This is a genomic window from Hymenobacter sp. UYAg731 (assembly GCF_054061335.1).
Map to the genome: position 1 here is coordinate 406,879 of NZ_JBSSEC010000003.1, position 24,133 is coordinate 431,011.

28 protein-coding genes are annotated in these 24,133 nt (G+C 59.7%); 15 read left to right on the forward strand and 13 right to left on the reverse strand.

The window, feature by feature from the left end; translation table 11 throughout:
• Window positions 1-94 precede the first annotated feature (94 nt).
• The 5 genes from ACVWYF_RS09815 (at window position 95) to rplS (ending at window position 3,560) form a co-directional block, all read left to right on the forward strand.
• Window positions 95-883, forward strand: a complete 789-nt coding sequence (locus ACVWYF_RS09815) for an acyl-CoA desaturase (protein ID WP_457067265.1) — start codon at window positions 95-97, stop codon at window positions 881-883.
• 159 nt (window positions 884-1,042) lie between these two features.
• Window positions 1,043-1,588 carry a 30S ribosomal protein S16 gene (locus ACVWYF_RS09820; protein ID WP_457067267.1) on the forward strand — a complete coding sequence of 182 codons (546 nt, stop codon included), beginning with the start codon at window positions 1,043-1,045 and terminating at the stop codon, window positions 1,586-1,588.
• Between the two features lie 93 nt (window positions 1,589-1,681).
• Window positions 1,682-2,248, forward strand: coding sequence for a ribosome maturation factor RimM (gene rimM / locus ACVWYF_RS09825; RefSeq protein WP_457067269.1), 567 nt, complete (start codon window positions 1,682-1,684; stop codon window positions 2,246-2,248).
• Window positions 2,249-2,323: 75 nt separating this feature from the next.
• Complete coding sequence (gene trmD, locus ACVWYF_RS09830; RefSeq protein ID WP_457067271.1) at window positions 2,324-2,998, forward strand: tRNA (guanosine(37)-N1)-methyltransferase TrmD; 675 nt, start codon at window positions 2,324-2,326, stop codon at window positions 2,996-2,998.
• Between the two features lie 178 nt (window positions 2,999-3,176).
• Complete coding sequence (gene rplS, locus ACVWYF_RS09835; RefSeq protein WP_457067273.1) at window positions 3,177-3,560, forward strand: 50S ribosomal protein L19; 384 nt, start codon at window positions 3,177-3,179, stop codon at window positions 3,558-3,560.
• Window positions 3,561-3,698: 138 nt separating this feature from the next.
• On the opposite strand, the gene ACVWYF_RS09840 is transcribed toward rplS, so the two are convergent.
• Complete coding sequence (locus ACVWYF_RS09840; RefSeq protein WP_457067275.1) at window positions 3,699-4,106, reverse strand: hypothetical protein; 408 nt, start codon at window positions 4,104-4,106, stop codon at window positions 3,699-3,701.
• 161 nt (window positions 4,107-4,267) lie between these two features.
• Entirely contained in the window at window positions 4,268-4,975 is a 708-nt protein-coding gene (locus ACVWYF_RS09845; protein WP_457067277.1) for a hypothetical protein, read from the reverse strand.
• A 276-nt stretch (window positions 4,976-5,251) separates the two neighbouring features.
• Between ACVWYF_RS09845 and ACVWYF_RS09850 the strand changes: the two genes are divergently transcribed.
• From ACVWYF_RS09850 to ACVWYF_RS09865, 4 genes are all read left to right on the forward strand, one after another.
• Window positions 5,252-5,659 carry a 6-pyruvoyl trahydropterin synthase family protein gene (locus tag ACVWYF_RS09850; protein WP_457067279.1) on the forward strand — a complete coding sequence of 136 codons (408 nt, stop codon included), beginning with the start codon at window positions 5,252-5,254 and terminating at the stop codon, window positions 5,657-5,659.
• Window positions 5,652-6,311 carry a GTP cyclohydrolase I FolE gene (gene folE, locus ACVWYF_RS09855; RefSeq protein WP_457067281.1) on the forward strand — a complete coding sequence of 220 codons (660 nt, stop codon included), beginning with the start codon at window positions 5,652-5,654 and terminating at the stop codon, window positions 6,309-6,311. The genes ACVWYF_RS09850 and folE overlap by 8 nt, the downstream gene beginning before the upstream one ends.
• A 92-nt stretch (window positions 6,312-6,403) precedes the next feature.
• Window positions 6,404-7,336 (forward strand): TIGR01777 family oxidoreductase, encoded by a 933-nt coding sequence (locus ACVWYF_RS09860; protein WP_457067283.1) that lies wholly within the window; start codon window positions 6,404-6,406, stop codon window positions 7,334-7,336.
• A gap of 317 nt (window positions 7,337-7,653) precedes the next feature.
• Window positions 7,654-8,031: a DUF7674 family protein gene (locus tag ACVWYF_RS09865; protein ID WP_457067285.1), complete on the forward strand. Its 378-nt coding sequence runs from the start codon at window positions 7,654-7,656 to the stop codon at window positions 8,029-8,031.
• Between the two features lie 15 nt (window positions 8,032-8,046).
• Here the strand turns inward: ACVWYF_RS09865 and ACVWYF_RS09870 are convergent, their stop codons facing one another.
• The 8 genes from ACVWYF_RS09870 to ACVWYF_RS09905 form a co-directional block, all read right to left on the reverse strand.
• Window positions 8,047-10,449, reverse strand: coding sequence for a penicillin-binding protein 1A (locus tag ACVWYF_RS09870; RefSeq protein ID WP_457067288.1), 2,403 nt, complete (start codon window positions 10,447-10,449; stop codon window positions 8,047-8,049).
• A gap of 129 nt (window positions 10,450-10,578) precedes the next feature.
• Window positions 10,579-11,037 carry a hypothetical protein gene (locus ACVWYF_RS09875; RefSeq protein ID WP_457067290.1) on the reverse strand — a complete coding sequence of 153 codons (459 nt, stop codon included), beginning with the start codon at window positions 11,035-11,037 and terminating at the stop codon, window positions 10,579-10,581.
• A 52-nt stretch (window positions 11,038-11,089) separates the two neighbouring features.
• Window positions 11,090-11,482 (reverse strand): hypothetical protein, encoded by a 393-nt coding sequence (locus tag ACVWYF_RS09880; RefSeq protein WP_457067293.1) that lies wholly within the window; start codon window positions 11,480-11,482, stop codon window positions 11,090-11,092.
• Window positions 11,483-11,761: 279 nt separating this feature from the next.
• On the reverse strand, window positions 11,762-12,118 hold the full coding sequence (locus ACVWYF_RS09885) for a hypothetical protein (protein ID WP_457067296.1): 357 nt from the start codon (window positions 12,116-12,118) through the stop codon (window positions 11,762-11,764).
• Window positions 12,119-12,141: 23 nt separating this feature from the next.
• Window positions 12,142-12,363 (reverse strand): hypothetical protein, encoded by a 222-nt coding sequence (locus ACVWYF_RS09890; RefSeq protein WP_457067299.1) that lies wholly within the window; start codon window positions 12,361-12,363, stop codon window positions 12,142-12,144.
• A gap of 26 nt (window positions 12,364-12,389) precedes the next feature.
• Complete coding sequence (locus tag ACVWYF_RS09895) at window positions 12,390-13,994, reverse strand: DUF4153 domain-containing protein (protein ID WP_457067302.1); 1,605 nt, start codon at window positions 13,992-13,994, stop codon at window positions 12,390-12,392.
• A 176-nt stretch (window positions 13,995-14,170) separates the two neighbouring features.
• Window positions 14,171-14,464: a winged helix-turn-helix domain-containing protein gene (locus ACVWYF_RS09900; protein WP_216680160.1), complete on the reverse strand. Its 294-nt coding sequence runs from the start codon at window positions 14,462-14,464 to the stop codon at window positions 14,171-14,173.
• 14 nt (window positions 14,465-14,478) lie between these two features.
• Window positions 14,479-15,144: a hypothetical protein gene (locus tag ACVWYF_RS09905; RefSeq protein ID WP_457067305.1), complete on the reverse strand. Its 666-nt coding sequence runs from the start codon at window positions 15,142-15,144 to the stop codon at window positions 14,479-14,481.
• 79 nt (window positions 15,145-15,223) lie between these two features.
• On the opposite strand from ACVWYF_RS09905, the gene ACVWYF_RS09910 reads away from it, so the two are divergent.
• From ACVWYF_RS09910 to ACVWYF_RS09925, 4 genes are all read left to right on the forward strand, one after another.
• Window positions 15,224-15,682 carry a hypothetical protein gene (locus ACVWYF_RS09910; protein ID WP_457067308.1) on the forward strand — a complete coding sequence of 153 codons (459 nt, stop codon included), beginning with the start codon at window positions 15,224-15,226 and terminating at the stop codon, window positions 15,680-15,682.
• Window positions 15,683-15,728: 46 nt separating this feature from the next.
• Window positions 15,729-16,523 carry a class I SAM-dependent methyltransferase gene (locus ACVWYF_RS09915; protein ID WP_457067311.1) on the forward strand — a complete coding sequence of 265 codons (795 nt, stop codon included), beginning with the start codon at window positions 15,729-15,731 and terminating at the stop codon, window positions 16,521-16,523.
• 138 nt (window positions 16,524-16,661) lie between these two features.
• Window positions 16,662-17,474 (forward strand): UbiA family prenyltransferase, encoded by an 813-nt coding sequence (locus ACVWYF_RS09920; RefSeq protein ID WP_457067313.1) that lies wholly within the window; start codon window positions 16,662-16,664, stop codon window positions 17,472-17,474.
• Between the two features lie 81 nt (window positions 17,475-17,555).
• Window positions 17,556-18,191 (forward strand): hypothetical protein, encoded by a 636-nt coding sequence (locus ACVWYF_RS09925; RefSeq protein WP_457067315.1) that lies wholly within the window; start codon window positions 17,556-17,558, stop codon window positions 18,189-18,191.
• Here the strand turns inward: ACVWYF_RS09925 and ACVWYF_RS09930 are convergent.
• Entirely contained in the window at window positions 18,188-18,856 is a 669-nt protein-coding gene (locus ACVWYF_RS09930) for a DsbA family protein (protein WP_457067317.1), read from the reverse strand. The two genes, ACVWYF_RS09925 and ACVWYF_RS09930, sit on opposite strands and share 4 nt — an antisense overlap.
• A 358-nt stretch (window positions 18,857-19,214) precedes the next feature.
• Complete coding sequence (gene rho / locus ACVWYF_RS09935; protein WP_457067320.1) at window positions 19,215-21,464, reverse strand: transcription termination factor Rho; 2,250 nt, start codon at window positions 21,462-21,464, stop codon at window positions 19,215-19,217.
• Window positions 21,465-21,916: 452 nt separating this feature from the next.
• Between rho and serS the strand changes: the two genes are divergently transcribed.
• Window positions 21,917-23,188 (forward strand): serine--tRNA ligase, encoded by a 1,272-nt coding sequence (serS, locus tag ACVWYF_RS09940; RefSeq protein ID WP_457067323.1) that lies wholly within the window; start codon window positions 21,917-21,919, stop codon window positions 23,186-23,188.
• A gap of 12 nt (window positions 23,189-23,200) precedes the next feature.
• Window positions 23,201-23,719, forward strand: coding sequence for a hypothetical protein (locus tag ACVWYF_RS09945; protein ID WP_457067325.1), 519 nt, complete (start codon window positions 23,201-23,203; stop codon window positions 23,717-23,719).
• 98 nt (window positions 23,720-23,817) lie between these two features.
• Here the strand turns inward: ACVWYF_RS09945 and ACVWYF_RS09950 are convergent, their stop codons facing one another.
• The gene (locus ACVWYF_RS09950) at window positions 23,818-24,090 is read right to left on the reverse strand and encodes a UBP-type zinc finger domain-containing protein (protein WP_457067327.1); all 273 of its coding nucleotides are present in this window, start codon (window positions 24,088-24,090) and stop codon (window positions 23,818-23,820) included.
• Between the last annotated feature and the right edge of the window lie 43 nt (window positions 24,091-24,133).

The following is a 24,133-nucleotide window of genomic DNA, read 5'->3' on the forward strand; positions in this document are numbered from 1 at the left end:
CTACGCGCACCGCGGCCGTAATTTTGTATAGTTGCTGCTGAACCTAAGCCCAGCTCTTTTGCTTGTGCGGTCAGCTTCTTCACATCAGCTTCACATGGCTATTCTGATTTTTTTCGTTGCCCACTATTACCTGTCGCTGTTCACGCAGACGTTCTACCTGCACCGCTATGCGGCGCATAAGATGTTCACGATGAACAAGTTCTGGGAGAAATTTTTCTTCCTGTTCACCTACATCTGCCAGGGCAGCAGCTTCCTCTCGCCCCGGGCCTATGCGCTGCTGCACCGCATGCACCACGCCTATTCCGACACTGCGCTGGACCCGCACTCCCCCCATTTCTCGAACAACGCGTTCGATATGATGTGGAAAACCAAGGTGATTTACAACGATGTCGTGAACAACGAGCACGAAGGTGCCAAGCGCTTCGAGGGCGACATCCCCGAGTGGAACTGGCTCGATAAATTCGGCGGCACCGTGTACTCGCGCCTTATCTGGGGTACGGCTTACACGCTGTTCTACATAAACTTCGCCACGGCGTGGTGGCAGTTTCTGCTGCTGCCCATCCACTTCCTGATGGGTCCTATCCACGGGGCCATTGTGAACTGGGGCGGCCACAAATACGGCTACCAGAACTTCGACAACCGCGACAAGTCGCGCAACACCCTGGCCCTGGATTTCCTGGCTTTTGGTGAGTTGTTCCAGAACAACCACCACAAACTGCCCATGCGCGTCAACTTCGGCGTAAAGTGGTGGGAGTTCGACCCTACCTACGTGGCCATCTGGGGTCTTGATAAAGTCGGTGTTATCAAGATAAAGCGCAAAAACATGAACCTGAACACGATGTCAAAACTAGCCAAGCCCAAGCGCGAAGCCATGGCGGCGTAACGTTCAGCACGACGAATGACAAGAAAGCCCTGGCCCTGCGCCAGGGCTTTTTTTATTTCCCCGCCTAGCTAATCCCCTGAACAAACGCTACCTTTGCACTCCCAATTTCGGGAAACCCTCACCCGACGGACGAGCTCCGTCACACAACCCCACCGGTTTATGGCAGTTAAAATCCGCCTCGCCCGCCGTGGCCGCAAAAAGGCCGCGACTTACGACATCGTAGTAGCTGACGCCCGCGCTCCCCGCGATGGCCGTTTCATCGAGAAACTCGGTACCTACAACCCCCAGACCAACCCCGCTACCATCAACTACGACGCCGACCGTGCGTTCTACTGGATGATGACCGGTGCTCAGCCTACCGACACCGTTCGGGCCATGCTCAGCTACCGCGGTGTGCTCTACCGTCGTCACCTGCAGTTGGGTGTTGACAAGGGTGCCATCACCCAGGAAGTTGCTGACCAGCGTTTCGGCGCCTGGAAAGACGAGAAAGACGCTAAAATCGAAGGCAAGCGCACTGGCCTCGTTGATGCTAAGGCAACCGCCAAGAAAGCTGCTTTCGACGCCGAAACCAAGGTAAAAGAGACGCGTTCCGAGAACCAGCGTCAGAAGGCTGCTGCTCTGCTGGCGGCCAACGCGCCCGCTCCGGCCGCCGAAGAAGCTACCGAGGCTCCGGCCGAGGAGGCTACCGAAGCTGCTGCCGAGTAGTTTTTAGGAACCTGAAAACCGAAAGCGTTTGGGAGTTGTGAGCCGGACCGGCTGGCAACCCCCAAACGCTTTTTCGTTATCCCCTCCCCTACTATGACGCTCGACGAAACCTATCAGTTCGGCTACCTTATCAAAACCCACGGCCTGCGCGGCCAGATAGTGGCCCACTTCGACGTGGACGATGTTTCGGCCTACACCAAGCTCAAAACCGTGTACCTCACCCTGGCCGGCGCGCCTACCAAGCTGGTGGAGCACCACATCGAAAAAGTGCAGCCCCAGTCCGGCAACAAAGTTCTGCTGAAGCTGCGCGGCATCGACCGCATCGAGGACGCCGAGCCCCTGCGCGGCTCCCAGTTGCACCTGCCCCTGGCCGCCCTGCCCGAGCTCGAAGAAGACCAGTTCTACTTCCACGACGTCATCGGTTTCACCGTAGTTGATGAAAATATGGGCCCGCTGGGCACCGTGGAGAACTTCTACGAGCTGCCCCAGCAGGATATGCTGGCCATGAGCTACCAGGGACAGGAAGTCCTGATTCCGGTGGTTGATGAGCTGATAAGCCACGCCGACCACGCCAAAAAGGAGATTTACGTGAACCTGCCCGATGGCCTGCTCGATGTGTACCTCAAGCCCAGCACCCGCCAGCAGGACGAAGCCGAGTAACGTACCGTGGACTCTGCGAGTCCGCGCGTCTGAACGTTCAACCTCGCGGACTCGCAGAGTCCACGGTACCACCCCATGAGAATCGACATCCTCACTTGCCTGCCGGAGCTGCTCGTCAGTCCCTTCGCCCATTCTATCGTGAAGCGGGCACAGGACAAGGGCTTGGCCGAAATCCACGTCCATCAGCTGCGCGACAAAGCCATCAACAAGCACGGTCAGATTGACGACTTCGTGTTTGGCGGCGGCGCAGGCATGGTGCTCCGCGTGGAACCCATCGCCGCGTGGATGGATGAGTTGATGGCCCAGCGTACCTACGACGCCATTATTTACCTCACGCCCGATGGCGAAACCCTGCGCCAGCCCCTGGCCAACCGCCTGTCGCTGATGCAGAACATCATCATGCTCTGCGGCCACTACAAGGGCATCGACGAGCGTATTCGCCAAACCTACATTACGCACGAAATCAGCATAGGCGACTACGTGCTGAGCGGCGGTGAGCTCGGCGCGGCCATCCTGGTTGATACCGTGGTGCGGCTGCTGCCCGGCGTGCTGGGCAACGAAGAATCGGCGCTCTCCGACTCTTTTCAGGATGACCTGCTGGCCCCACCCATCTATACCCGCCCGGCGGAATGGCGCGGGCAAGTTGTGCCTGAAATCCTACTATCGGGCAACACGCCCAAAATTGAAGAGTGGCGGCACGAGCAGGCCCTGGTCCGTACCCAGTCCCGCCGTCCCGATTTGCTCTCGTAACACATGCTTGAGCTTGTTCCCGTCTGAAAAGCGCTTGAATTAGCAGCAAATCAGAGGACAAGCTGACTCTTGTTCCACAAACCCCTTGCTATCATCACCGGAAAGCGCTATCTTTGCGCTCCGTTTCGTAAAATACTAATTCCCGACGGCGGCGCCGTCTTTCGCAATTTTCTCAGCCATGAGCGTACTACTTGACTTTATCCAGGCCGAATCGCAGGAGCGCCGCGCCAGCTTCCCTCTGTTCGCCGCCGGCGACACCGTGAACGTGCACGTAAAAATCCGCGAAGGTGCCAAGGAACGCATTCAGCAGTTCCAGGGCGTTGTTCTTCAGCGTCGTAACCCTAGCTCCAACGGCGAAACATTCACCGTTCGTAAGATTTCGAACCAAATCGGTACCGAGCGTATCTTCCCCCTGCTGTCGCCTAACATCGAGAAAATCGAAGTTGTCCGTCGCGGTAAAGTACGTCGCGCTCGTCTGTTCTACCTGCGTGGCCTCTCGGGCAAGCAAGCTCGTATCAAAGAGCGTCGCTTGAACCCGGTAGCCAAGACTGCCGCAGCCTAACGCCCGCACAGCAACAACTTCGGTTGCTTGTAATACATAAAAAGCCGGTCCCACAAGTGGAACCGGCTTTTTTGGGTTTAATCTGATTTCAGAGCAGACGATTTACTTCGTAGCCGGCTCCTCCAATCATGAGGCTGCTTACTTCGAAGCTGAATCGGCTTTTAAATCATCAGCGGGAGAGTTTTCGTCATCTTGGCCCAGTTGCTTGGCAGCGGCCAGCAGGGCTTCACTCAACTTGGCTACGCGGGGCTGGGTGTTGCCATCGGCAAATACGGCGGCGCGGTCAGTGTTGGTACCCATGCGGTGCAGGAGCTTGCGCACCAGCTGTAGGTCGGGGTTGGTAGTACCACCAAAATGGGCTTTGAGGTCCTGCAAATCGACCACTACTTGGTGAAGCTCGGAATTATTCAGGGCTTTGATGTCCTCAATCCACTTCTGCAGGTTGTTATCGAGGCCGGAGCGGGATAGGGCTTCTGCAAGGTCGCCGCCGAGGAGTTCGGTGGTGCTATCGAGGTGGACTTGGTGTTGAACTTCGGTCTTTTCCATGGATGGGTGTTGTTGGTATGATGAACCGTGATGGTTACGGTCTTTAGTCCCAACGCAGTTTTGGCCCGCGAGGTTGGAAAAATTACTGCAAACAAAAGCCCCGCCGATGAGGGCGAGGCTTTTTGCTTCAGGGGCATCTGGCGGCCGGAGCCGGCTAGGCCCTACTCAATTTTATTCAGGCGGTCTTTCACGGCTTCAAGGGCCACGCGCATGTTCACAATGTCGCCACGGGCGGCCTCCTGCTCTTTCAGGTTGGCGTCGATGAGGTTGTTGAACTGCTGGAGCTCGGCGGCGTTGGTGGCCAGCATCTGCTGGATTTCAAGCTTGCGCGCCTTGTTCTTTTCAATGTCTTTCTTGATGGTGTTGGCCTTTTCGATGACGGCCATGTGGTTGTTCTGCGAGGCAACGAGCGCCCGCTCGGCTTCCGAAATCTGCGAAACCAGGTCTTCGCGGTACATCATGCGGGCGAAGTCTTTCAGATACTTCTCAGACGATTTCCACTGCACGGGCGTCGACTCTTTGCCGAGATAGGCATTGCCCAGGTCAATGCTCCACCACACGGTGGTACCGGTGGGCGTGGCATCAACCTTGCTGATAACGCGAATCGGGTTGGGTGCAATTTCTTCGATAACCACCCCGTCCAGCGTGAGCACGCCTTTGTTGTTCTTCAGCTTGCTACCGAACTTATCACCTAACTGCTTGAGCCAGGCGGCTTCTACGCGGCGGTTATCGAGCTGCATGCTTACCTGCTGGCCCTTGCGGGGGATGCTGTTGATTGACTTATCTGCTTCATCCACAGGGGATTTCTGGGCATAGCTGCCCAGCGTAGCCAGGCATATCAGGATTAGAATGAGTACGCTTCGTTTCATGGGAATAAAAACTTATGAAAGCATTAAAAATGGTCGGTCAGAAAGCCGCTGCTAGAGGTACCGTTGTCCGGCTTTTCAAATTTAGGACCTTTATTCTATGCAACTTCTGCCAACCCTTACTTTTTTCAGAATAATGCTGTTTTTGTTGATTTATTCATATCAGGGCCATATTAAATTCTACAAAAGTTTATTATTGCTACTCCGCCACCTCAGAATACTACCAGTGCGGAGCCGTGTGTCGCAACAAAACATTGGAATCGGAGGTTGTAAACCCCTATGCTGATAACCGTTTGCCGCACCGAGCATTTCAACGCTGCCCACCGCCTGCACAACCCCGCCTGGGACGATGCCCACAACCAGCGGGTGTTTGGCAAGTGCAATAACCCAAATTTTCACGGCCACAACTACAACCTGACCGTGCGCCTAACCGGCAAAATCGACCCGGAAACCGGCTATGTGTACGACCTGAAGCGCCTGAGCGACCTCATCAAGGACGAGGTCCTGAACCGCTACGACCACCGCAACCTGAACCTGGATACGGAAGAATTCCGACATCTGAACCCCACGGCCGAAAATATTGCCGTGGTAATTTGGCAGCGCCTGCGCCCACACCTGGACGCGGCCCTGGCCTTGTCGGTCACGCTCTATGAGACGGACCGTAACTTTGTAGAATACCATGGATAACCCTTCCGGCCCGCTTCCGGTCCCCGACACGCACTTACCCACGGGCTTGCGTACGCCGCTGCGCGATGATGCCTTCGTACACTCTGACGAGGATAAAATAACGGCTATCAGTGGCCATTTTGAAGCCATTATGCGCGAGCTGGGCCTCGACCTGACCGACGACAGCCTAGCCGGTACGCCACGCCGAGTGGCCAAGATGTACGTGCAGGAATGGTTCAAGGGCCTCGACCCGAAGAATCGGCCCGAGGTGCGAATGTTCGACAACCGCTACGAGTACCACCAGTTGCTGGTGGAGCGCGACATCACGCTGTTTTCGTGCTGTGAGCACCATTTCGTGCCCATTATTGGGAAAGCCCATGTGGCCTACCTACCAGGAGCTAATGTGGTAGGATTGAGCAAGCTTAATCGCGTGGTGCAGTACTACGCCCGCCGGCCGCAGGTGCAGGAGCGCCTGACGCGCCAGATTGCGGAGGAGTTGAAGCAGAGCCTGGGCACCGACGACGTGGCCGTGCTCATCGAAGCCGACCACCTCTGCGTGATGAGCCGGGGCGTGAACGATACCAGCAGCTCGACGCTCACCAGCGAATACGGCGGCCGGTTTGCGGAAGACGAAGCGCTGCGGCGGGAGTTTCTGCGGCAGATTGGGAAATAGACGGATGGGGCGTGGAGGCTGCTATTCGGGCCGGAGGGCCGGGGTAGCGGCGATGAAGAATGACGGGTTTACTTTTGTTCGAAATACTAGCCATGACCGATACCTCCCCTCGTAAAGTCCTCATCACCGGCGGCACCGGCATGATTGGCACGCGCCTGGCCGAAATGCTGATTGACAGCGGCTACGAAGTGGCCCTGCTGAGCCGCGAGCCCGCCAAGAGCAACCACTACCATAGTTTCCGGTGGGACGTGGAGGCCGGGACGATTGACGAGGCGGCCGTGCCCTACGCCGACTACATCGTGAGCCTGGCCGGGGCCAGCGTGGCCGATGGCAAGTGGACCGACGAGCGCAAGCGCGAGATTATGACCAGCCGGCTGGGCGGCCTCGCCCTGCTGGTCCGCGAGCTGGCCAAGCCCGGCCACCATGTCCAGGCCGTGATTTCGGCGTCGGCAGTAGGAATTTATGGCGATGCCGGCGACAAGCTGGTAACCGAAGAGACACCTCCGGCGCTGGCAACTAACGACTTTTTGGTCGATGTGTCGAACCAGTGGGAGCTGGCGGCCGCGCCCATCGCGGCACTGGGCATCCGGACGGTGATTCCGCGCATTGGCGTGGTGCTGAGCACGGATGGCGGGGCACTGCCCCAGATTGCCCGTCCGGTGAAGCTGGGCGCGGGGGCGGCGCTGGGCAGCGGCCGGCAGTATATGTCCTGGATTCACCTCGACGACTTGTGCCGCCTGTTCATCGCCATGCTGGAGGACCCGGCCTGGCACGGCACTTACAACGCGGTGGCCCCCTACCCCGCCACCAATCAGGCCTTCACCGAAGTGCTGGCCGAGGTGCTGCACCGCCCGCTGATTCTGCCCAAGGTGCCGGCCTTCGGCCTGAAGCTGGCCATGGGCGAGATGAGTGAAATCGTGCTGGCCTCGCAGAACGTGAGCGCGGCCAAGGTGCTAGCGCAGGGTTTCACGTTTGAGTATCCGCAGCTGCGCGGGGCGCTGGGGGCGCTGTACGGGGCGGAGTAAAACGGCCACTGTCGGTCAATCAACGGTTCCGGAAAGGCTTCCAACGCCTCCGCAAATCATTCAACGGTCCCGGAAACCGTTCCAACGGCTCCGCAAGCCAGTCAACGGCTCTGGAAAGGCTTCCAACGCATCCGTAAACCGTTCCGATGGCTCCGGAAGCTCGTCCGATGCACCCGCACGATGTATCCGGAAAGCCGTCCGATGGCCCCGCAAGCCAGCCGACGCATCTGAAAACCGTTCCGATGGTTCCGCAAGCCAGCCGATGGCTCCGGAAACGCATCCGATGCATTAACTACATAGTGCTAGCTTGCCTCCCTATGGCTTCTAAATCAAACTTTATCATCGTGAAACCGCCACTTTCTCAAGCTGCATTTCTGCAATCCTTGGTCGAGCAATTTCCTGAACTTGCCTCAGACGTACTAGACGAGGACTATGCTGGCTTGATTCACCTACAGATTGGCTGTATGGCGAGGTATGCGAACCAACTCCTCAAACAGGCAAGGTTCGATACACTGGAAAGGCTTTTTAGCTTTTTCCAAAACACCGTGGATAAAGTGGATAGCTCGACGGAAAATGCGCTCTACGTTTCGTTTTTGGAACACGTAGAAATGAATGGAGATGATGAGAAGTCAAAAGCTGCTCGGAAGTTTCTGCAACCTAAGTACCTGCAGATATGGCGTGAGTTACAAGGCTAAAAAACGCCTTTACACTTAGCGCCCGCCCTTCACGCTATCCGGTATGCCGCCCCCGCTGTTCATCTGCTCCAGCAGATTGTCGGCGGCGATGGTGTCCACGGCCTCGGCGCGGCGGCGGGTGGGCTCCGCTTCAGAGATGCAGTTATATTTCTTGACGATTTTGACGGAGGCGGCCGGGAAGTGGCCGGGCGTGTAGCCGAGGTCCTTGTCCTTGTAAATCTGCTCCATGAACTTGCCGAAGATGGGCAGGGCCGTGCGGCCGCCTTCGCCCTGCTGCGAGCCAACGAAGTGGATGCTGCGGTCTTCGCCGCCCACCCACACGCCGGTCATCAGGTCCTTGGTCATGCCCATGTACCAGCCGTCGGAGTAGTTGGAGGTGGTGCCGGTTTTGCCACCGATTTGGTTGTCGTTGTGCCAGAGATCGTAGTCCCACAGGGCCTGAGAGGTGCCGCCGGGCTCTTCCATGCCGCCGCGCAGCATGTAGGTCATCAGCCAAGCGGTTTCGGCCGGGATGGCGCGGTGCTGCACGGGGTCGAATTGCTTGATGACGTTGCCGTTACGGTCCTCAATGCGGGTGACGAGGCGCGGGTCGGAACGGAAGCCGGTGTTCATGAACGTGCTATAGGCGTCCACCATTTCGTACACGCTCACGTCGCCCCCCGAGCCGAGGCCGATGCTGGGCACGGCCAACAACGGGCTGGTGATGCCGACTTTGTGGGCGTATTTGGCCACGTTGTCCCAGCCCACCTTCTCGGTCAGCTGGGCCGTCACGGAGTTTACGGAGCGGGCCATGGCGTGGCGCAGCGTCATGTTGATGCCGGTGTATTCGCGGGTCACGTTGTCGGGCTTCCACTCCATGGGCTTGCCGTTTTCGACGTAGTTGATGGTCACGCGCTGGTCGCGGATGCGGTCGCAGGGGGTGTAGCCGTTGTCGAGGGCCGTGAGGTACACGAAGGGCTTGAACGTAGAGCCGGCCTGGCGCTTGCCTTGTTTGACGTGGTCGTATTGGAAAAAGCGGTAGTCGAGCCCGCCCACCCAGGCCTTGATGTGGCCGGTGAAGGGGTCCATGCACATCATACCCGATTGCAGGAAGTGCTTGTAGTAGGCCAGCGAATCGAGCGGCGACATCACTAGCGTAGTGTCGTTGTCGTCATGCTTCCAGGTGAACACCTTCATCGGCCGCTTGGCATTCAGGGCTGAATCCAGGCGCTGGGGCTGGTTTTTGTAATGGTTGGCGAGGGTTTTGTAACTCTCGGTACGCTTCATCTGGGTCAGGACGAAGTCCGGAATCTCGTGGCCTTCGTCGTCCACCCAGGGGTTGGAATCCCGGTTGCGCCAGAAGTTATCGAACTGGCGCTGCAAGGCTTTCATGCGGTCGTGCAGGGCCTCTTCGGCGTGGGCCTGCATCCGCGAGTCGATGCTGAGGTAGATTTTGAGGCCGTCGCGGTACATGTCGTGGCCCGTGCTGTCGCACCACGCATCCACAAACTGGCTGATGGCGCTGCGGAAGTAGGTATCGGGCCCATCAATGTGCTTTTCGACGTGGTAATCGAGCACGATAGGCGTGGCCTTGAGGGCCGTAATTTCGGCCTTGGGCAGCACGCCGGCCTGAGCCATGCGGTCGAGCACTACGTTGCGGCGGCGCAGGGCGGCGGCCGGGTGGAACTTGGGATTATAGGCCGTGGGGTTGTTGAGCACGCCCACCAGCATGGCCGCCTGCTCGGGCCGGAGGCTGTCGGGCGAGGTATTGAAGAAGGTTTTGGCCGCCACTTTGATGCCGAAGGCGCTGGAGCCGTACTCCACAGTGTTGAGGTACATCCGCAGAATTTCCTCCTTGGTGTAGCGTTGCTCCAGGTCCACGGCCGTGAGCCACTCCTTAGTTTTGGCCACGATGGTGCTCACCACCGGGATGTAGCCCAGCGCACCCCGGCTCTGCTGGCGGCGGATTTTGTAAAGGTTTTTGGCGAGCTGCTGGGTGATGGTGGAGCCGCCGCGCTTCTCGCCCCGCAAGGCCGAGAAGGCCCCGCCAAGCACGGCCTCCAGGTCGATGCCCGAGTGCTTGTAGAAGCGCACGTCCTCGGTGGCAATGAGCGCTTTGATGAGCACGGGTGACATCTTATTGAGCGGCACCGGCGAGCGATTTTCGCGGAAGTATTTGCCAATCAAGACCCCATCCGAGGTATATATTTCTGAGGCCTGCTCTACTTTGGGGTTCTCCAAATCGGCCAAGCTAGGCGATTTACCGAAGAGGAACATGAAATTGGTGCTCACTAGAAACGGGTACACCAGGAACAGGATAACCACCAGGCCGAACAGTACCCAGGCCCAACTGGCCACCCGCAGCGGCCAGCGGCGGCGCGGGGCCTTTGACTTGGCACCGGAAGAAGAAGCGGAAGGAGACGTTTTGAGGTCGGCCATGCGAGGCGGCAAGTGGATGACGGGGCCTAAGTCCCGCCGCGAAGAACGGCAAATATACCAGACCCCCGCCCCAATAGTCAGGAGTAAGCGCCCGGGAAAGCAAATCGGGCGTGCGCTCCGGCCGGGAGCCTAGTGGCGCTGCCGGGCCGTCAGAATGGCTTTGTGGTGTACGTTGCGCTGGGCCTTGGCCCTGCGCCGCTGCCAGCGCCAGCCCAACTCGCCCAGGGCCAGCAGGATAATGCCCAGCCCCAGGAAATAGCTCCAGTGCAGCAGGCGAATCTGGCCCCGCGTGGGCGAGTCCAATTCCTGAAACAGAAACAGGCCCCACAGCTCATCGAGCAAAGTGAAACCCCACACCGCCGCCGCAAACACGCGCCCCACGCGCCCCAGCGCCAGCTGCCAGTGCAGCAGGTACAGGGCCACACCCGGCAGCGCCGATAACAGCACCAGCGGCGCGGCCTTCACCAAGGGCAGGCCCAGGAAGATGATGCTCAGCGTTTCCTTGAGAACCTGCGCGCCGGCCAGGGCCCGGCCAAAGCGCGAGAGTTTCGGAACGACGGCCAGCGGGTGCAAGTGAGAAGTAGGCATAGGGCGGGACAATGCAGAGCGGCTAATTGGCCCCCAAGATACTGAGCTTCGGCTAGTAACGCCGCGCCATGGTGCGCGAAGCCTGGCAGCGCCACGTCAGGATGATAATCAGCAGGCCTTTTACGGAATCGAGCAACAAGTTGTCGGGCTTGCCGAAGGCGAAGTAGATGCCCGCGCCGATGCCTATCCACCACACGCCCAGCAGGTAGCACCAGGTAGCAAAGCCGGGACGGCGCTTCCACACCTGCACCACGGCCACGGCCGCCACCAGCGACACAAACAGCAGCAGCCACGCCACGATGTAGGCAAGGAACGTGGTGGCGGGGCCATATTTCACCCCAAACTGCGCCAGGGTGAACACCGGTGCGAAAAACGCGCCCCCCGTCAGCGCCAGCTCGATGAGCAGGGCGATGATGAGCACAGTCAGAAGCAGCTTACGGGCCATGTAGTAGAGACGATGATAGTGCCGTAGCGGGCTATTCTCAGGATGGGAAGCCCAACGGGCTGCCAAGCTAAACAATATTCTCTAATAAATCATTATTTCAAGTTCTAAGGTTCGAACATGAAATCGGAACCAACGGCAATAATTGCTTAATTAGGGTTTAAAAACAGCTTTTGTCGAGGCAGATGGCCAGTTTGTCGAATCCGGCATTTTACATAATCCCCTGATTGAGCAATACCCGAAAACGATTCCCATAAGTAGGTCGCGCCTTCCGAGCTGCGGCTAATCCATTGCAACGCTTCCTAAGCTAAAGCAGGTGAACAGGATAAACCCCACTATTAGCAGCACCACCGCCCCATAAACGGGAAGTACCGTTCCCCACATCAATAGCCGCACCCAGATAGGGCCGCGATACTCCCGCAGCCAAACCCTCAACATCCTGATTACCTGAATACCGCCGGCCTGCATCAGGAGTCCCAACACAATCCAGCTCCCCAGGTGGGCCTTGGGATGGTGCGGCCATATTTCCATCCGAAAAACGATACTCAGGCCTACCATGACGGTGGCGGCCGCCGTGAGCCACAGCCGCGATGGCACCACGGGCCACGGCGGCAGCCAATTGCGATTGTATAAGCTCATGGTTACGAGGGAAAAAGCCGGCCCTACTGCCGCGACCACAGCAGCATGAGTTGGGTGAAGGCCAGCAGCAGCAGGCCCAGCAGCACAATGGTGGCCGGCAGCACGCCGCGTATCAGCCGGCGCCAGCGGGCATCGGGCGAGGCGGCGCGTTCCTGCCAGGCCAGCAGCAGGCCCAGCGCGGCCACATCGCCGATGCAGAATAGGATGCCGAAAAACGTGAGGGCAAATTGGGAAATGGAAGTCATTTTATGCTCTTATTGACAGGTAGTAACTATTGATTTTTCAAATGCTGGTAAGCCTGCCAGTCGGCGTAGGTGAAACCCTGCCAGCCAGTTTGGGCCTGGTGGTGCGCCCGCCAGTTGACCACGGCAACGTTGAGTTGTTGCTGCGCGGCGGTGGCCGTAATGGTGGTGGCGTTGCCGTATTCATCCTCGGTGGTGAGATGGGCGGCGGCATCGAGCCGGCCGCGGTGGGCCACCAGCGTGGGCAGCGTGCGGCCGGGCATGGCCAGCAGAAAACCGATGTCGACGCTGCGGAAACGGGCCTGGAGGTTGTACTCGGCAATCCAGACCTCCCAGTTGCCGGCGGCCAGCAGCAGCAGCACCGCATACGCGGCCAGCGAATTGAGGCGCACGAGGCTGTAGGCCGAGCGGCGCTGCCAGATTTTGAGCAGCACCGTGGCCAGCCCGAAAAACACCAGCAGCAGGAAGAAGCACACCCCAATGCGCTTGTAGGCAATGCCGCTATTCAGAATGTAGTAGTAGTTGCGCAAGCCCACCGAGGTGGCCAGCACGGCATTCTGCACCACCCAAACCGTAGCGCCCCAGCGCAGCCACGGCAGGCCGGGCGCGTAAAAATTGAGGTTGCGGCGGAAGAACCACAGCACAATGCCCATAGCGAGCAGGATGCTGAAGATGAGCACGTACGTGCCTTCGTGTACGAACTGGGCGAGGTCGAAGCCCGGCGCGGGCTCAAACCCAAACCAGAGCCAGTTGATGTCGATGGCATTCACCGCCAGCAGCAGCACATTGACCAGCCCGAAAACGGCGGCGGCGGCCAGAAACTCCTTGCGCAAATCGAGCATCCGGCTAGTGCGGAAGCCGAAATCGGGCCGGCGCACGCCGAAGGAGGCCACCCGGTCGCGCTGCCGCCGAATGAATTCCCCGAAGCGCGATTCGTGGTCGGCGAAGTAGTACACCGGCACTGCTACCACTACGCCGGCCGTCACCAGAAAGCCCAGCGCGATAAACAGCAGATGGCCGATGGAAATATCGGGTAGCAGCCGCGCCAGCCATTCGCCGAGCTGCGCTAGCACCTGGCTGCTCAGGGCGTCGTAGCGGGGGTTGGCCACCGCGAAGAGCAGGTGAAAGGTCCCCAGAATGCCCAGCGGCACCAGAAACAACCGCCCGTAGAACCAGCTTCGGCGCACGCCGGCCCCGGTATTGCGCGGGGTCCGCACACTGGATAGTACGCGCAACCAGGCCTGCGCCACACTATTGGCCGCCGTGAGCAGGGCGTAAAGCACCAGTTTCAGGTGCGGCTGGTTCACGTAGCCCAGCAGCATCAGCACCGAGGCCATGCAGGCCAGCGCCGCCACGGCCGAGCCGTACACCGCCATCATGGCGGCCCCAAACAGGCAGCCGCCCACCATCAGCCAGAAGTAGCCGGAGCGGCGCACGGCTGCGTGGCGCGGCAGCAGCACAAACTGCACGGTGAGGATAAATGCCGTGAACACCAGCATGTTCACCCCACCGCCCTCGCGCCAGAACAGCCAGTCGAACAGCACCACACCCAGCGGCATAAACAGTTTTTGGGCAAGGGAAAGAGGCGTGGCAGCAGCGTATTGCAGCGGCACCGCGTCTGAATCTTGGGACAATGGAAGGACAGGATTCATTGGAAATGAGTTAGATGATGGACGGATTGGAATGAAGAAAATGGAGCAGATAAGCCAGGCAATCAGCTTTTAGCAGGCTTGCTATTTTTATCTAAAGAGCTTTGAATTACAAAGTACAAAGGCAAAAAAAAGAGCCTACGTAGCTTAATTCTTAAAAATCAGGGCCGCAATAGCTTCTCCAGCGTGGCCAGGTGCTGCTGAAACGCGGCCTTGCCGGCGGCGGTGGCGGTATAGGTGGTGTTGGGCTTTTTGCCGATGAACTGCTTGCTGACGAGGACGTATTCGGCTTTTTCGAGGGCGGCGACGTGGCTGGCGAGGTTGCCATCGGTCAGGTCGAGCACTTCTTTCAAGTCGTTGAAGCTCACCGAATCATTGGCCAGCAGCACGGCCATTACGCCCAGCCGCACACGGTGGTCAAATGCCTTGTTGAGGGTATGGATGAGGTGCTTCACCGGGGTACTACTGGTTATTGGACCGTTGCGCCGGCCGCGCCCGGCCGCTCGTAGCGGTTATACATCAGCAGGCCGTAGCCAATGTGGCCCAGGCCAAAGCCAAGCGCAAAGTAAAGCAGGCCCCAGCCGGGTTGCAGCATGGCCAGCAAGCCCAGCCCAATCTGCGTGAGCCCCAGCCACCGGATTTCGTCCAGCGTGTACTTGCTGGCGTTGAGCAGCGCCAAGCCGTAGAACACCAGCAGGCCCGGCACTACCATGCCCGCATCGCCGCCCAGGTACAGCCGCAGGCAAAACAGCCCGCCCGCCACCAGCGGCACCGCCAGGGCCATAGCCACCCGGCGCGCCGGACCGCCCCACAGCGTCTGGCCGCTGCGGCGGGTGCGGCGCTGGGTAAAGAAAAACGCCACCAGCAGCGCCGCCGCAATCATGCCCCCCGAGAGCAGCAGCAGAAACGGCAGCGCCGCCCGCCGTTCCGGCTCCGAAGCCTGCATCAGCCGCAAGTAGCCGTCGGGAAATTCGCTTTGCAGGTAGAAATGGCCGGCCGCCGCGCCCAGCAGCGCCACCACGCCCGCCCCTACCCCACTCAGGCCGGAAAGCGACAAAAAGCGCGAGCTGCGCTCCATGATGGCGCGGATTTCGGTGAGCTGGGCAAGCGGGTCGGGAGCAGCGGCGGGCTTCATATTTATCGAAGTGCTTTGTGATGCAAAGTTGATGAAAAAACGGTATGTTTGCTATTATCCGCTTTTATTTTTTCCAAAAATGCCTAAATCAGCAGCTTCATCACCAACCAGCCCGGTAAATGAAGCTATTGCACTGTGGCTTCTGACCAATGCTTTTGGTTCAACGTTAAGCTGGACGGCGATGTATGCATGGTGGCCTTTTTCCTGGGGAGACGAAGAAATGCTTGCCCCGGTACTCATCGTTTTCCTCATTGGTATCCAATCATTGGTCATCATTCCAATAGCTGGCTATTTCTTCAATAAAGCGTTGGCATTCAATAAAGTGCCAACGCGCTTACTAGCAGTGGCAATGCTGTGCGTTGGTTTATGGCTGGCAGCCTGCTGTGGCCTACTATTATATAAGAACATAATACACTGGAAGGCTCTGACATTGAGCGCATGCGCTTACCTAGCGGCCCTGCTTCTAGCATCAGCAGTAGTCTACCGCCGCTGGCTTATCTATTCTGATGAAACCTCAACTCCGCTGGTTGGTAAATAAAGCGAAGCCACCGAATCACTCTTACCTCACGTAGAACCGCATATATATGCGTCTCCGCCTGCGTCTGTTCGAGTTTGAAGACCTCTCCTGGTTTCCGGCCACCATCCGGGCCGGGATGATGGACTACCTGCGGTTCATGATTTCGGCGCTGGGCACCTACCGGCCCATTGCGCCGCTGCTGGCCGAGGGCCTCGCCCGCACCGCCCAAACTCGTGTGCTGGAGCTGGGGGCCGGGGCCGGTGGCGGCACCGAAACCGTGCTGGCCGCCCTGCACGCCTTGGGCCAGCCGGCCACTATCACCCTCACCGACCTCTACCCCCAGCCCGCCGCCTGGGCCGATATCGCCCGGCGTACCAATGGGGCCGTTAGGTTCGAGCCCGCATCGGTGAATGCGCTGGCCGTGCCCGCGCAACTAGCGGGTTTCCGCACCATCTTTTCGGCGTTCCACCACTTCCCGCCCAAGGCTGCCACCGCCATGCTGCGCGATGCCGTGCGGGCCGGCACCGGCATCGGCGTGTTTGAGGGCGCGGGCAAGCACTGGGCCGAGCTGCTGCTGGCCGTCACGGTGCTGCCGGTGGCGCAACTGCTGCTCACGCCATTTTTCCGGCCGTTCCGGTTTAGCCGGCTGGTGTTTACCTACCTCATTCCGCTCATTCCGCTCTGCACCATCTGGGATGGGTCGGTGTCGCTGCTGCGGATGTACTCCACGGCTGAGCTGCTGGCCCTGGCCCACGCGGCCGACCCCGCCGGTACTTTCGCCTGGCAGGCCGGCAAAAAGCGCCACTGGTGGGGGCCACAGGTCACGTATTTGGTGGGCTGGCCGAATGCTTCGCTCAATTGATAGGGAAGAATGAGGAATGAAGAATTGCCAGAACGACCTTTGCCCCATTCTTCATTCCTTATTTTTCACGCTTCATTGAGAATTGAAAATTATCGGCGGGCGCTGCCACTGCTGCGCATCCCGTTTTCCGTTTACCTCATGCCCGTATTCTGGTTTGGGCTGAGTGCGTTATGCGGGCCGTGGAGCGGCGGGCGGGCCGTGGGCGTGTTCGTGGTGCTACACCTGCTGGCCTACCCGGCCTCCAACGGCTACAATTCCTATTACGATAAGGACGAAGGCAGCATCGGCGGCCTCAAAGCGCCGCCCAAAGTCACGCCCGAGCTGCTGCACCTGGTCTGGCTATTCGATGCGCTGGCCGTGGCGGGCGCGGCACTGCTCTCGCTATCCTTTGCGGCGCTGGTGGTGGTGTATCTGCTGGTGTCGAAAGCCTACAGCTACGAAGGAATTCGGCTGAAGAAGTATCCGCTACTGAGCACGCTGGTGGTGGTGGTTTTCCAGGGCGCTTTCACCCTGCTGATGACGCAGGTGGGCGTGGGGGCCACGCCGGGGCAGCTTTTTGAGAAAACCAATCTGCTGCTGGCGTTGGTGAGCACGCTGTTTTTGTGCGGCTCCTACCCGCTCACGCAGGTGTACCAGCACGAGGAAGATGCCCGGCGCGGCGACCGCACCCTGAGCCTGCGGCTGGGCATTCGGGGCACGTTCATTTTCGCGGCGGTGGGACTGCTGGCGGGCGCGGCGGCGCTGGGACTGGCCTACTGGCTGCGCCAGGAAATGCGCCCGCTGCTGATTTTTCTGGTGGCCACCGGGCCGGTGGTGGCGCTGTTCAGCCGCTGGGCCTGGGCCGTGTGGCATGATGAAAGCGCCGCCAATTTCGAGCACACCATGCGGATGAATCAGGTATCATCGTTGTGCTTAAGCGCAGCCTTTATTGCCATGCTGCTCTGGCGTTGAGCGCCGGAACTATGACTGACGGTAACTCACATGGCCCTTCGGCGCGTATCAATGACTTATTTCACTTCACCTGCCACTGTCATGCGTACCACCCGCCTCTTCCTGCTACTGCCGCTTCTGGCGGCCTGCAACTCCACTCCTTCGGCCGTGAACGAGGGTTCAGTTTCGAAGATGGCCGACCGTCAGGCACCTGATACTACCGCTGCTTTGCCCGCCCCCGATACCGCCCGCACCAAAGCCGTTTCAGTCGTGAGCGACACGCTGCGCGTGGCGCGGCTGGCGCACAATTTCAGCCGCCCCAAAGGCCCGGCCGATAAATTCCAGCTCGTATTTCGCGGCCCATCCATCCTCGAAGGCACCGGCGAATTCACCATCACCGACCCCGAAGGCCAGGTTATTTTCCGTGAAATGCTGACCGAGCCCGACCTCGAAGCCGCCTTGGTGTATGAGATGAAAGGCCCCACCGCCACCCGCGCCGAGCGCGAAACCTTCGTGCTCCGGCGCATCGACCGGTTTTTCCTGCCCGCGCAGTTTCATACGCCCGCCGTGGGAGCTAAAACCGCCTTTCCGGGCGGCATCGAAAACCTCGACCGCGCAACTTGGACCGACCTCCAGAAGCGACCCGACGCCATCGGCTTCGAATACCTGAAGGGCAAGGAAGACCGCCGCCAGATAGCGTGGTCGCCCCTAAAGAAGCAGACTGTGCGGGTGCGCTAGCGGCCCGCTTCCTCGCGCAACAGCTGCTCAAGCCCGGCCTGTAACTGCTCAAACGGCTGGTAGCCACGAGCCAGTACGTAGCCCTGCTCCCCAATCCGAACCACCGCCGTGGGAAAGCCCTGCACGCCGATTCGGGCCACGGCCGCAAACTCCTGCCGGGCAGCCGTAGCCGTTTCGGGGGCCGCCCAGCGCCGCAGGAATTCGGCCTCATCCACCCCAAAAGGGGCGAGCAGCGGCTCATAAGTAACGGCGGCATTCAAATCCTGACCGTCCCGAAAAAAGGCCGTTTGCACGGCGTGGGCAAAAGCCACGGCGCGGGCGGGGTCCTGCGTGAGTTGCCGAAATGCCACGATGGCCCGGCTCGGCGGCTCCGAGTCGTAGTGGTAAGTCCCGGCCTCGCCCAGTGCTTTGAATGGTTCGCCAAACGCCACGCCGGTCACATCTTCCACCTGCCCCAGGGCCTGGCGGATGTAGTCCCAGGTTTCGCCAATCGGCCCGGCATCGTCGCCCCGCACCATGCCACCGCACAGCACCGATACGTCGACGCGGCCCGCAAACTCCCGCTGCACCTGGTTGATGACCGGGCTCATGCCGTAACACCAGCCGCACAGCGGGTCGTGAACATAGAGTAATTCGAGGAGCGGGACGATGAGTTCGGGATTCATACGCAATTTATTTTCCGCCAAAAATAGCGCCCTATTGCTCGCCGGGCAGCTTACGTGGGGTAGGTAAAATTTATTTCCGACGATGATGAATTTATTCTTTCGGACCACAGTTTGCTCCGTGATACCTAGCGTTATTCAAGTAGATAATTTTTATAAGTCCATTTATTGTTATTGACGATTGATATTCTACCGATGGCCCGTTGCAGCAATGTAACGGGCTTTTTTGGTCCTAAGCCCGACTGTTTATACTATTCCCACAAATAGAATAATCCAAACAGCAAGCCATTATTCTGACCCATTAAAAAAGGCCCGCTGCATTGCTGCAACGGGCCTTTTCGCTATTGATAACCGGGCTTCACTAACCGTTCATGGCCAGCAGGAATTCTTCGTTGTCCTTGGTGCCTTTGATGCGGTCCTTGAGGAATTCCATGGCCTCGGTGGCCGTCATGTCCGACATGAACTTGCGGAGCACCCACACGCGGTTCAACTCGTCCTTGCTCATCAGCAGGTCTTCGCGGCGGGTGCCGGAAGCCGGGATGTCGATGGCCGGGAACACGCGCTTGTTGGCCAGCTTACGGTCCAGCTGCAGTTCCATGTTGCCGGTGCCCTTGAATTCTTCGAAGATAACCTCGTCCATTTTGGAGCCGGTTTCGATAAGGGCCGTGGCGATAATGGTGAGCGAGCCGCCGCCTTCCACATTGCGGGCCGCGCCGAAGAAGCGCTTGGGCTTTTGCAGCGCGCCGGCGTCGATACCACCCGAGAGGATGCGCGATGAGCTGGGCTGCACCGTGTTATAGGCGCGGGCCAGGCGGGTGATGGAGTCGAGCAGAATCACCACGTCGTGGCCGCATTCGACCAAACGACGCGCTTTGTCCAGCGCCATTTCGGCGATTTTCACGTGGCGGTCGGCCGTTTCGTCGAAGGTAGAGCTCAGCACTTCGGCTTTCACGGTGCGGGCCATGTCGGTCACTTCCTCGGGGCGCTCGTCGATGAGCAGCACCATGAGGTAAACTTCGGGGTGGTTTTCGGCAATGGCGTTGGCTATTTCCTGGAGCAGCACCGTTTTACCGGTTTTGGGCTGGGCCACAATGAGGCCGCGCTGGCCCTTGCCGATGGGCGCAAACAAATCAAGCACGCGGGTGCTGATTTGGCTGGGCTTGGTGGTCAGCTTCATGCGGTGGTCGGCAAAAAGCGGGGTGAGGTGGCTGAACGGCACCCGGTCGCGGACTTCCTCCACGGTGCGGCCGTTCATGCTTTCCACGCCTACCAGGGCGAAGTATTTCTCGCCCTCGCGCGGCGGCCTGATGGTGGCCACCACCGTATCGCCGGGCTTCATGGCGAACTGCTTCACCTGCTGCGGCGACACATACACGTCGTCGGGCGAGCTGAGGTAGTTATAGTAAGGCGAGCGCAGGAAACCGTAGCCGCCATCGGGCATCAACTCAAACGTGCCGCCGCCGGGCACCACCAAATCTAACTCCTGGCGCTGGGGGCGCTGGTTTTGCTGCTGGTTCTGGTTCTGGTTTTGATTCTGGCCCTGGGGCTGGTCGGGGCGGGGCGAGCCGTCGGGGTTTTGCTGGCGCTGCTGGCGTTGCAGGTCGCGTTGGGCGTAGCGCTCCTCGCGGGTCTGGTTGCGGTTGTTGTTGCCTTCGCCACGGGGCTGGTCGTTGCGCGGCTGGTCCTGGCGGGGCTCACGGTCTTGCCGGGGCTGGTCGTTGCGGGGCTGCTGGTTTTCGCGGTTTTCGCGGGGCTGCTGGTCCTGGCGGGGGCCACGCGGCTGGTCTTGGCGGGGCTCGCGCACCTCACGGTTGTCGCGCTCGAAGCGGTCGGCGCGGTTTTCACGGCGGTCGGCAAAGCCGTTGCCCCCGGATTCGCGGCGGCCGTTGGCATTGCCGTCGCGGGTATCGGCATTGGGTTCGGCAGGGGGCGCGGCGGCGGCAGCGGCTTCATTAGCCGCTTTTTCGGCGGCCATTTCGGCGGCACGCTCTTCGGTGATGGGCCGGCCGGCGCGGTCGACGCGCTCCCGGCGAGGGCGGTCGGTACGCGGGGCGGGGGCAGCATTCTGCTCATCGGCGCTGGCGGCCGTTTCTTCGGTAGTAGCGGCGGGAACCTGGGCCAGGGTGGCCCCGGTGGCTTCGGAAGGCGCAACCAAAGCCAGGCCCTCAATGGAATCCAATATTTCGACCGTGGGGGCGGGCGCGGCAACAACCACCGGAGCCGGCTCCTCGGCTACCGAAACGGCGGCTTCGCGGCGCGGCTGGCGGGCCGGGCGGGCATTTTGAGCTTTAGCTGTGGGCGGTGCTACATCGGAAAAAGGTTGTTCGGCCGTGCTGGGCGCGGCGCGGCGAGTGGCTGTACGGGCCGGACGGGCGGAGCTGGCAGCGGACACTACGGCTGCCGATGTGGCCGCCGCCGGGACGGCAACTGGGGCAGCGGTAGCCGGGGCGGGAGCAGCTTCGGCCGAGCCGGGGGTGAGGGCCTGCTGGTCGAGGATTTTATAAATCAAATCCTGCTTGCTGAGCCGTTTAAAGTTGCCAACGTTTAGTTTTTCGGCAATTTCCTTGAGGTCGGACAGCAGCCGGTCCTTCAACTCGTTAATGGTGTGCATAATGGGAATAAGGGGGGAACATCTGGCTGTAATAGCGCGGGGGGCTGGCTGCCCGCTACGGCCCACTGGGGGCACAAAAAAGCCAGCTACGGCACGGCGGCGGGGCCGCTGGAAACAGTAATTCGCGGGGTTCGAACGAACTACGGAGTAGCAACGCACGGCGCGGGATGAATACGCAAGAAAATGAGGTGCAGAACGGGCCGCTGGAAATCCAGCAAACGGACGAACCAACGACGGGCACTGCGGCCCGCTGGCCCGACCAAGGCGGCCGGTTGCTTTCGCAATGTTAGCGCATTACGGACAAACTGCCAAATCGGATGCCTTCCGAATGGCGTTGGAACGCGGGACGAGGCAAAATAAGTTGCGCGCCGCGCCAAAGCTTTCGCAGCCAAGGCGGTGGTGAGGTCGGTTTTTACTTACGACCTTTGCCCGGCTTACCCCCAACCTGCCCCATGCTACAACTTTCCGTTCTCCGCGACCAGACAGACTATGTGCTGGCCGGCCTCGCCAAAAAACGCTACGCCACCGGCCCCGCCGACGTGGCCGCCATCCTCGACCTCGACCAGCGCCGCCGCCAGCTCCAGACCAGCCACGACTCGGCCCAGGCCGAAGCCAACGAGCTGGCCCGCCAAATCGGCGGCCTCATGAAATCCGGCGACAAAGTCGGGGCCGAAACCCTAAAAATCCGCACCGCCGAGCTCAAGCAGCACACCCAGAGTGCCGCCGCCGAGCTGGCCCAGGTGGAAAAAGAGCAGCAGCAGCTTCTCTATAAGCTCCCCAACCTGCCCCACGCCAGCGTACCCGAAGGCCGCGCCGCCGCCGACAACGAAATCGTGCGTGAGCACGGCGCCAAGCCCGAACTCGGCCCCGACGCCGTGCCGCACTGGGACCTAATTAAGAAGTACGACATCATTGACTTCGAGCTGGGCGTGAAAATCACCGGCGCTGGCTTTCCCGTTTATAAGGGTCAGGGAGCCCGCCTGCAGCGCGCGCTCATCAACTTTTTCCTAGATGAAGCCCGCGCCGCCGGCTACACCGAGATGCAGCCGCCCATTCTGGTGAACGAGGCCAGCGGCTACGGCACCGGCCAGCTCCCGGATAAGGAGGGCCAGATGTACCACGATGCCAAGGATGACCTTTACCTCATCCCCACGGCCGAGGTGCCGCTGACGAATATTTACCGCGACGAGATTATTCCGGTTGAGAAATTGCCAGTGCGCATCACCGGCCACACGCCCTGCTTCCGCCGCGAGGCCGGCTCGTGGGGGGCCGATGTGCGCGGCCTCAACCGCCTGCACCAGTTCGACAAGGTGGAAATCGTGCAAATCACGGAGCCGGAGCACAGCTACGCGGCCCTCGATACCATGGTGGCCCACATCGAAGGCTTGCTGCAAAAGCTGGAGCTGCCCTACCGCGTGCTGCGCCTCTGCGGCGGCGACATGGGCTTCACCAGCGCCCTGACGTTTGATTTGGAGGTGTGGAGCGCCGCCCAGGGCCGCTGGCTGGAGGTGAGTTCGGCTTCAAACTTTGAAATCTACCAGGCCAACCGCCTCAAGTGCCGCTACAAAGTGGACGGCAAAACCCAGCTGCTGCACACGCTCAACGGCTCGGCGCTGGCGCTGCCCCGCATCGTGGCCGCGCTTCTGGAGAACAACCAGACGGCAGAGGGCATCAGGCTGCCAGCGGTGCTGCACAGCTACTGCGGGTTTGGGATGATTGAGTAAGCACTTGAATTGATGGATTCTACCCTGACCTTCAAGAACAACTTCCTGACTTTCCAGGAATATGCCAAAGTAAGCCTTCGCTTCACGGCGAAGGCCAAACCGCTTACCCTCGTGCTGCTGCTGCCGTTGCTCTCGGTGCTGTATTTCTGGGTTCAATTTCCTTGGAAAGAGGCCTCGTTCGCTAGTTTTTGGGATAGCACCGGCTTCTATGTCTGCTTCATGACCGTTCTGCTGTTGTCGATACCTTTTTCGACCTGGCGCGGGCTCAAGAAAACCTATGCAGCAGCTCGCTTCATGCAACACCCGGTTGACTACCAGTTTTCGGAGGCAGGAATGGACATGAACTCCCCGCTAACCCAAATCCAGATGGTTTGGCCTGCCTTTCATTCATTTTATGACTTTGGTCGGTACGGCGTTTTAATGAGCAGTGAGGCTTCCGGCTTTTTTCTTGACTTTGAGGCATTACTGTTACCTGCCATTAAATCCGATTTTCTGACTTTATTGGCTACTCATCAGATACCGGTCAAGTAGCGCCAGCTACCCGATTGGTTTTGCCACATAAAGCGAGAGGCTCAGTGGCCAGCCAAAATTCGGCTGGCCACTGAGCCTCTCGCTTTATGACCTGTGACCTAATATTCCGCCATTTCCTCATCCACGTAGCACCAGAGCCATTGCTCGCCCGGCTCGGCCGATGATACGACCGGGTGCTGGCTGGCATGAAAGTGCTTGGTGGCGTGCTTATTTATGGAAGAATCGCAGCAGCCAACATGGCCGCACGCCTGGCACACGCGCAAGTGTACCCAGGTGTCGCCGAGGGCTACGCACTCGGGGCAGGCGTATTCGGGAGCAGTTTTGAGTTTGGTCAGGGCCGTGAGGTGCTGGCAGGGTTCGGTTTCGGACATGGCGGGGACGAAAAAGCGGTGACGGGAAATAACCGGTCCGACG

What these genes read in the sequence shown, in the direction of transcription:
- ACVWYF_RS09815 (WP_457067265.1), top strand. Translation starts at nt 95, where the DNA reads ATGGCTATTCTGATTTTTTTCGTTGCCCACTATTACCTGTCGCTGTTC.
- ACVWYF_RS09820 (WP_457067267.1), top strand. Translation starts at nt 1,043, where the DNA reads ATGGCAGTTAAAATCCGCCTCGCCCGCCGTGGCCGCAAAAAGGCCGCG.
- rimM (WP_457067269.1), top strand. Translation starts at nt 1,682, where the DNA reads ATGACGCTCGACGAAACCTATCAGTTCGGCTACCTTATCAAAACCCAC.
- trmD (WP_457067271.1), top strand. Translation starts at nt 2,324, where the DNA reads ATGAGAATCGACATCCTCACTTGCCTGCCGGAGCTGCTCGTCAGTCCC.
- rplS (WP_457067273.1), top strand. Translation starts at nt 3,177, where the DNA reads ATGAGCGTACTACTTGACTTTATCCAGGCCGAATCGCAGGAGCGCCGC.
- ACVWYF_RS09840 (WP_457067275.1), bottom strand. Translation starts at nt 4,106, where the DNA reads ATGGAAAAGACCGAAGTTCAACACCAAGTCCACCTCGATAGCACCACC.
- ACVWYF_RS09845 (WP_457067277.1), bottom strand. Translation starts at nt 4,975, where the DNA reads ATGAAACGAAGCGTACTCATTCTAATCCTGATATGCCTGGCTACGCTG.
- ACVWYF_RS09850 (WP_457067279.1), top strand. Translation starts at nt 5,252, where the DNA reads ATGCTGATAACCGTTTGCCGCACCGAGCATTTCAACGCTGCCCACCGC.
- folE (WP_457067281.1), top strand. Translation starts at nt 5,652, where the DNA reads ATGGATAACCCTTCCGGCCCGCTTCCGGTCCCCGACACGCACTTACCC.
- ACVWYF_RS09860 (WP_457067283.1), top strand. Translation starts at nt 6,404, where the DNA reads ATGACCGATACCTCCCCTCGTAAAGTCCTCATCACCGGCGGCACCGGC.
- ACVWYF_RS09865 (WP_457067285.1), top strand. Translation starts at nt 7,654, where the DNA reads ATGGCTTCTAAATCAAACTTTATCATCGTGAAACCGCCACTTTCTCAA.
- ACVWYF_RS09870 (WP_457067288.1), bottom strand. Translation starts at nt 10,449, where the DNA reads ATGGCCGACCTCAAAACGTCTCCTTCCGCTTCTTCTTCCGGTGCCAAG.
- ACVWYF_RS09875 (WP_457067290.1), bottom strand. Translation starts at nt 11,037, where the DNA reads ATGCCTACTTCTCACTTGCACCCGCTGGCCGTCGTTCCGAAACTCTCG.
- ACVWYF_RS09880 (WP_457067293.1), bottom strand. Translation starts at nt 11,482, where the DNA reads ATGGCCCGTAAGCTGCTTCTGACTGTGCTCATCATCGCCCTGCTCATC.
- ACVWYF_RS09885 (WP_457067296.1), bottom strand. Translation starts at nt 12,118, where the DNA reads ATGAGCTTATACAATCGCAATTGGCTGCCGCCGTGGCCCGTGGTGCCA.
- ACVWYF_RS09890 (WP_457067299.1), bottom strand. Translation starts at nt 12,363, where the DNA reads ATGACTTCCATTTCCCAATTTGCCCTCACGTTTTTCGGCATCCTATTC.
- ACVWYF_RS09905 (WP_457067305.1), bottom strand. Translation starts at nt 15,144, where the DNA reads ATGAAGCCCGCCGCTGCTCCCGACCCGCTTGCCCAGCTCACCGAAATC.
- ACVWYF_RS09910 (WP_457067308.1), top strand. Translation starts at nt 15,224, where the DNA reads ATGCCTAAATCAGCAGCTTCATCACCAACCAGCCCGGTAAATGAAGCT.
- ACVWYF_RS09915 (WP_457067311.1), top strand. Translation starts at nt 15,729, where the DNA reads ATGCGTCTCCGCCTGCGTCTGTTCGAGTTTGAAGACCTCTCCTGGTTT.
- ACVWYF_RS09920 (WP_457067313.1), top strand. Translation starts at nt 16,662, where the DNA reads ATGCCCGTATTCTGGTTTGGGCTGAGTGCGTTATGCGGGCCGTGGAGC.
- ACVWYF_RS09925 (WP_457067315.1), top strand. Translation starts at nt 17,556, where the DNA reads ATGCGTACCACCCGCCTCTTCCTGCTACTGCCGCTTCTGGCGGCCTGC.
- ACVWYF_RS09930 (WP_457067317.1), bottom strand. Translation starts at nt 18,856, where the DNA reads ATGAATCCCGAACTCATCGTCCCGCTCCTCGAATTACTCTATGTTCAC.
- rho (WP_457067320.1), bottom strand. Translation starts at nt 21,464, where the DNA reads ATGCACACCATTAACGAGTTGAAGGACCGGCTGCTGTCCGACCTCAAG.
- serS (WP_457067323.1), top strand. Translation starts at nt 21,917, where the DNA reads ATGCTACAACTTTCCGTTCTCCGCGACCAGACAGACTATGTGCTGGCC.
- ACVWYF_RS09945 (WP_457067325.1), top strand. Translation starts at nt 23,201, where the DNA reads ATGGATTCTACCCTGACCTTCAAGAACAACTTCCTGACTTTCCAGGAA.
- ACVWYF_RS09950 (WP_457067327.1), bottom strand. Translation starts at nt 24,090, where the DNA reads ATGTCCGAAACCGAACCCTGCCAGCACCTCACGGCCCTGACCAAACTC.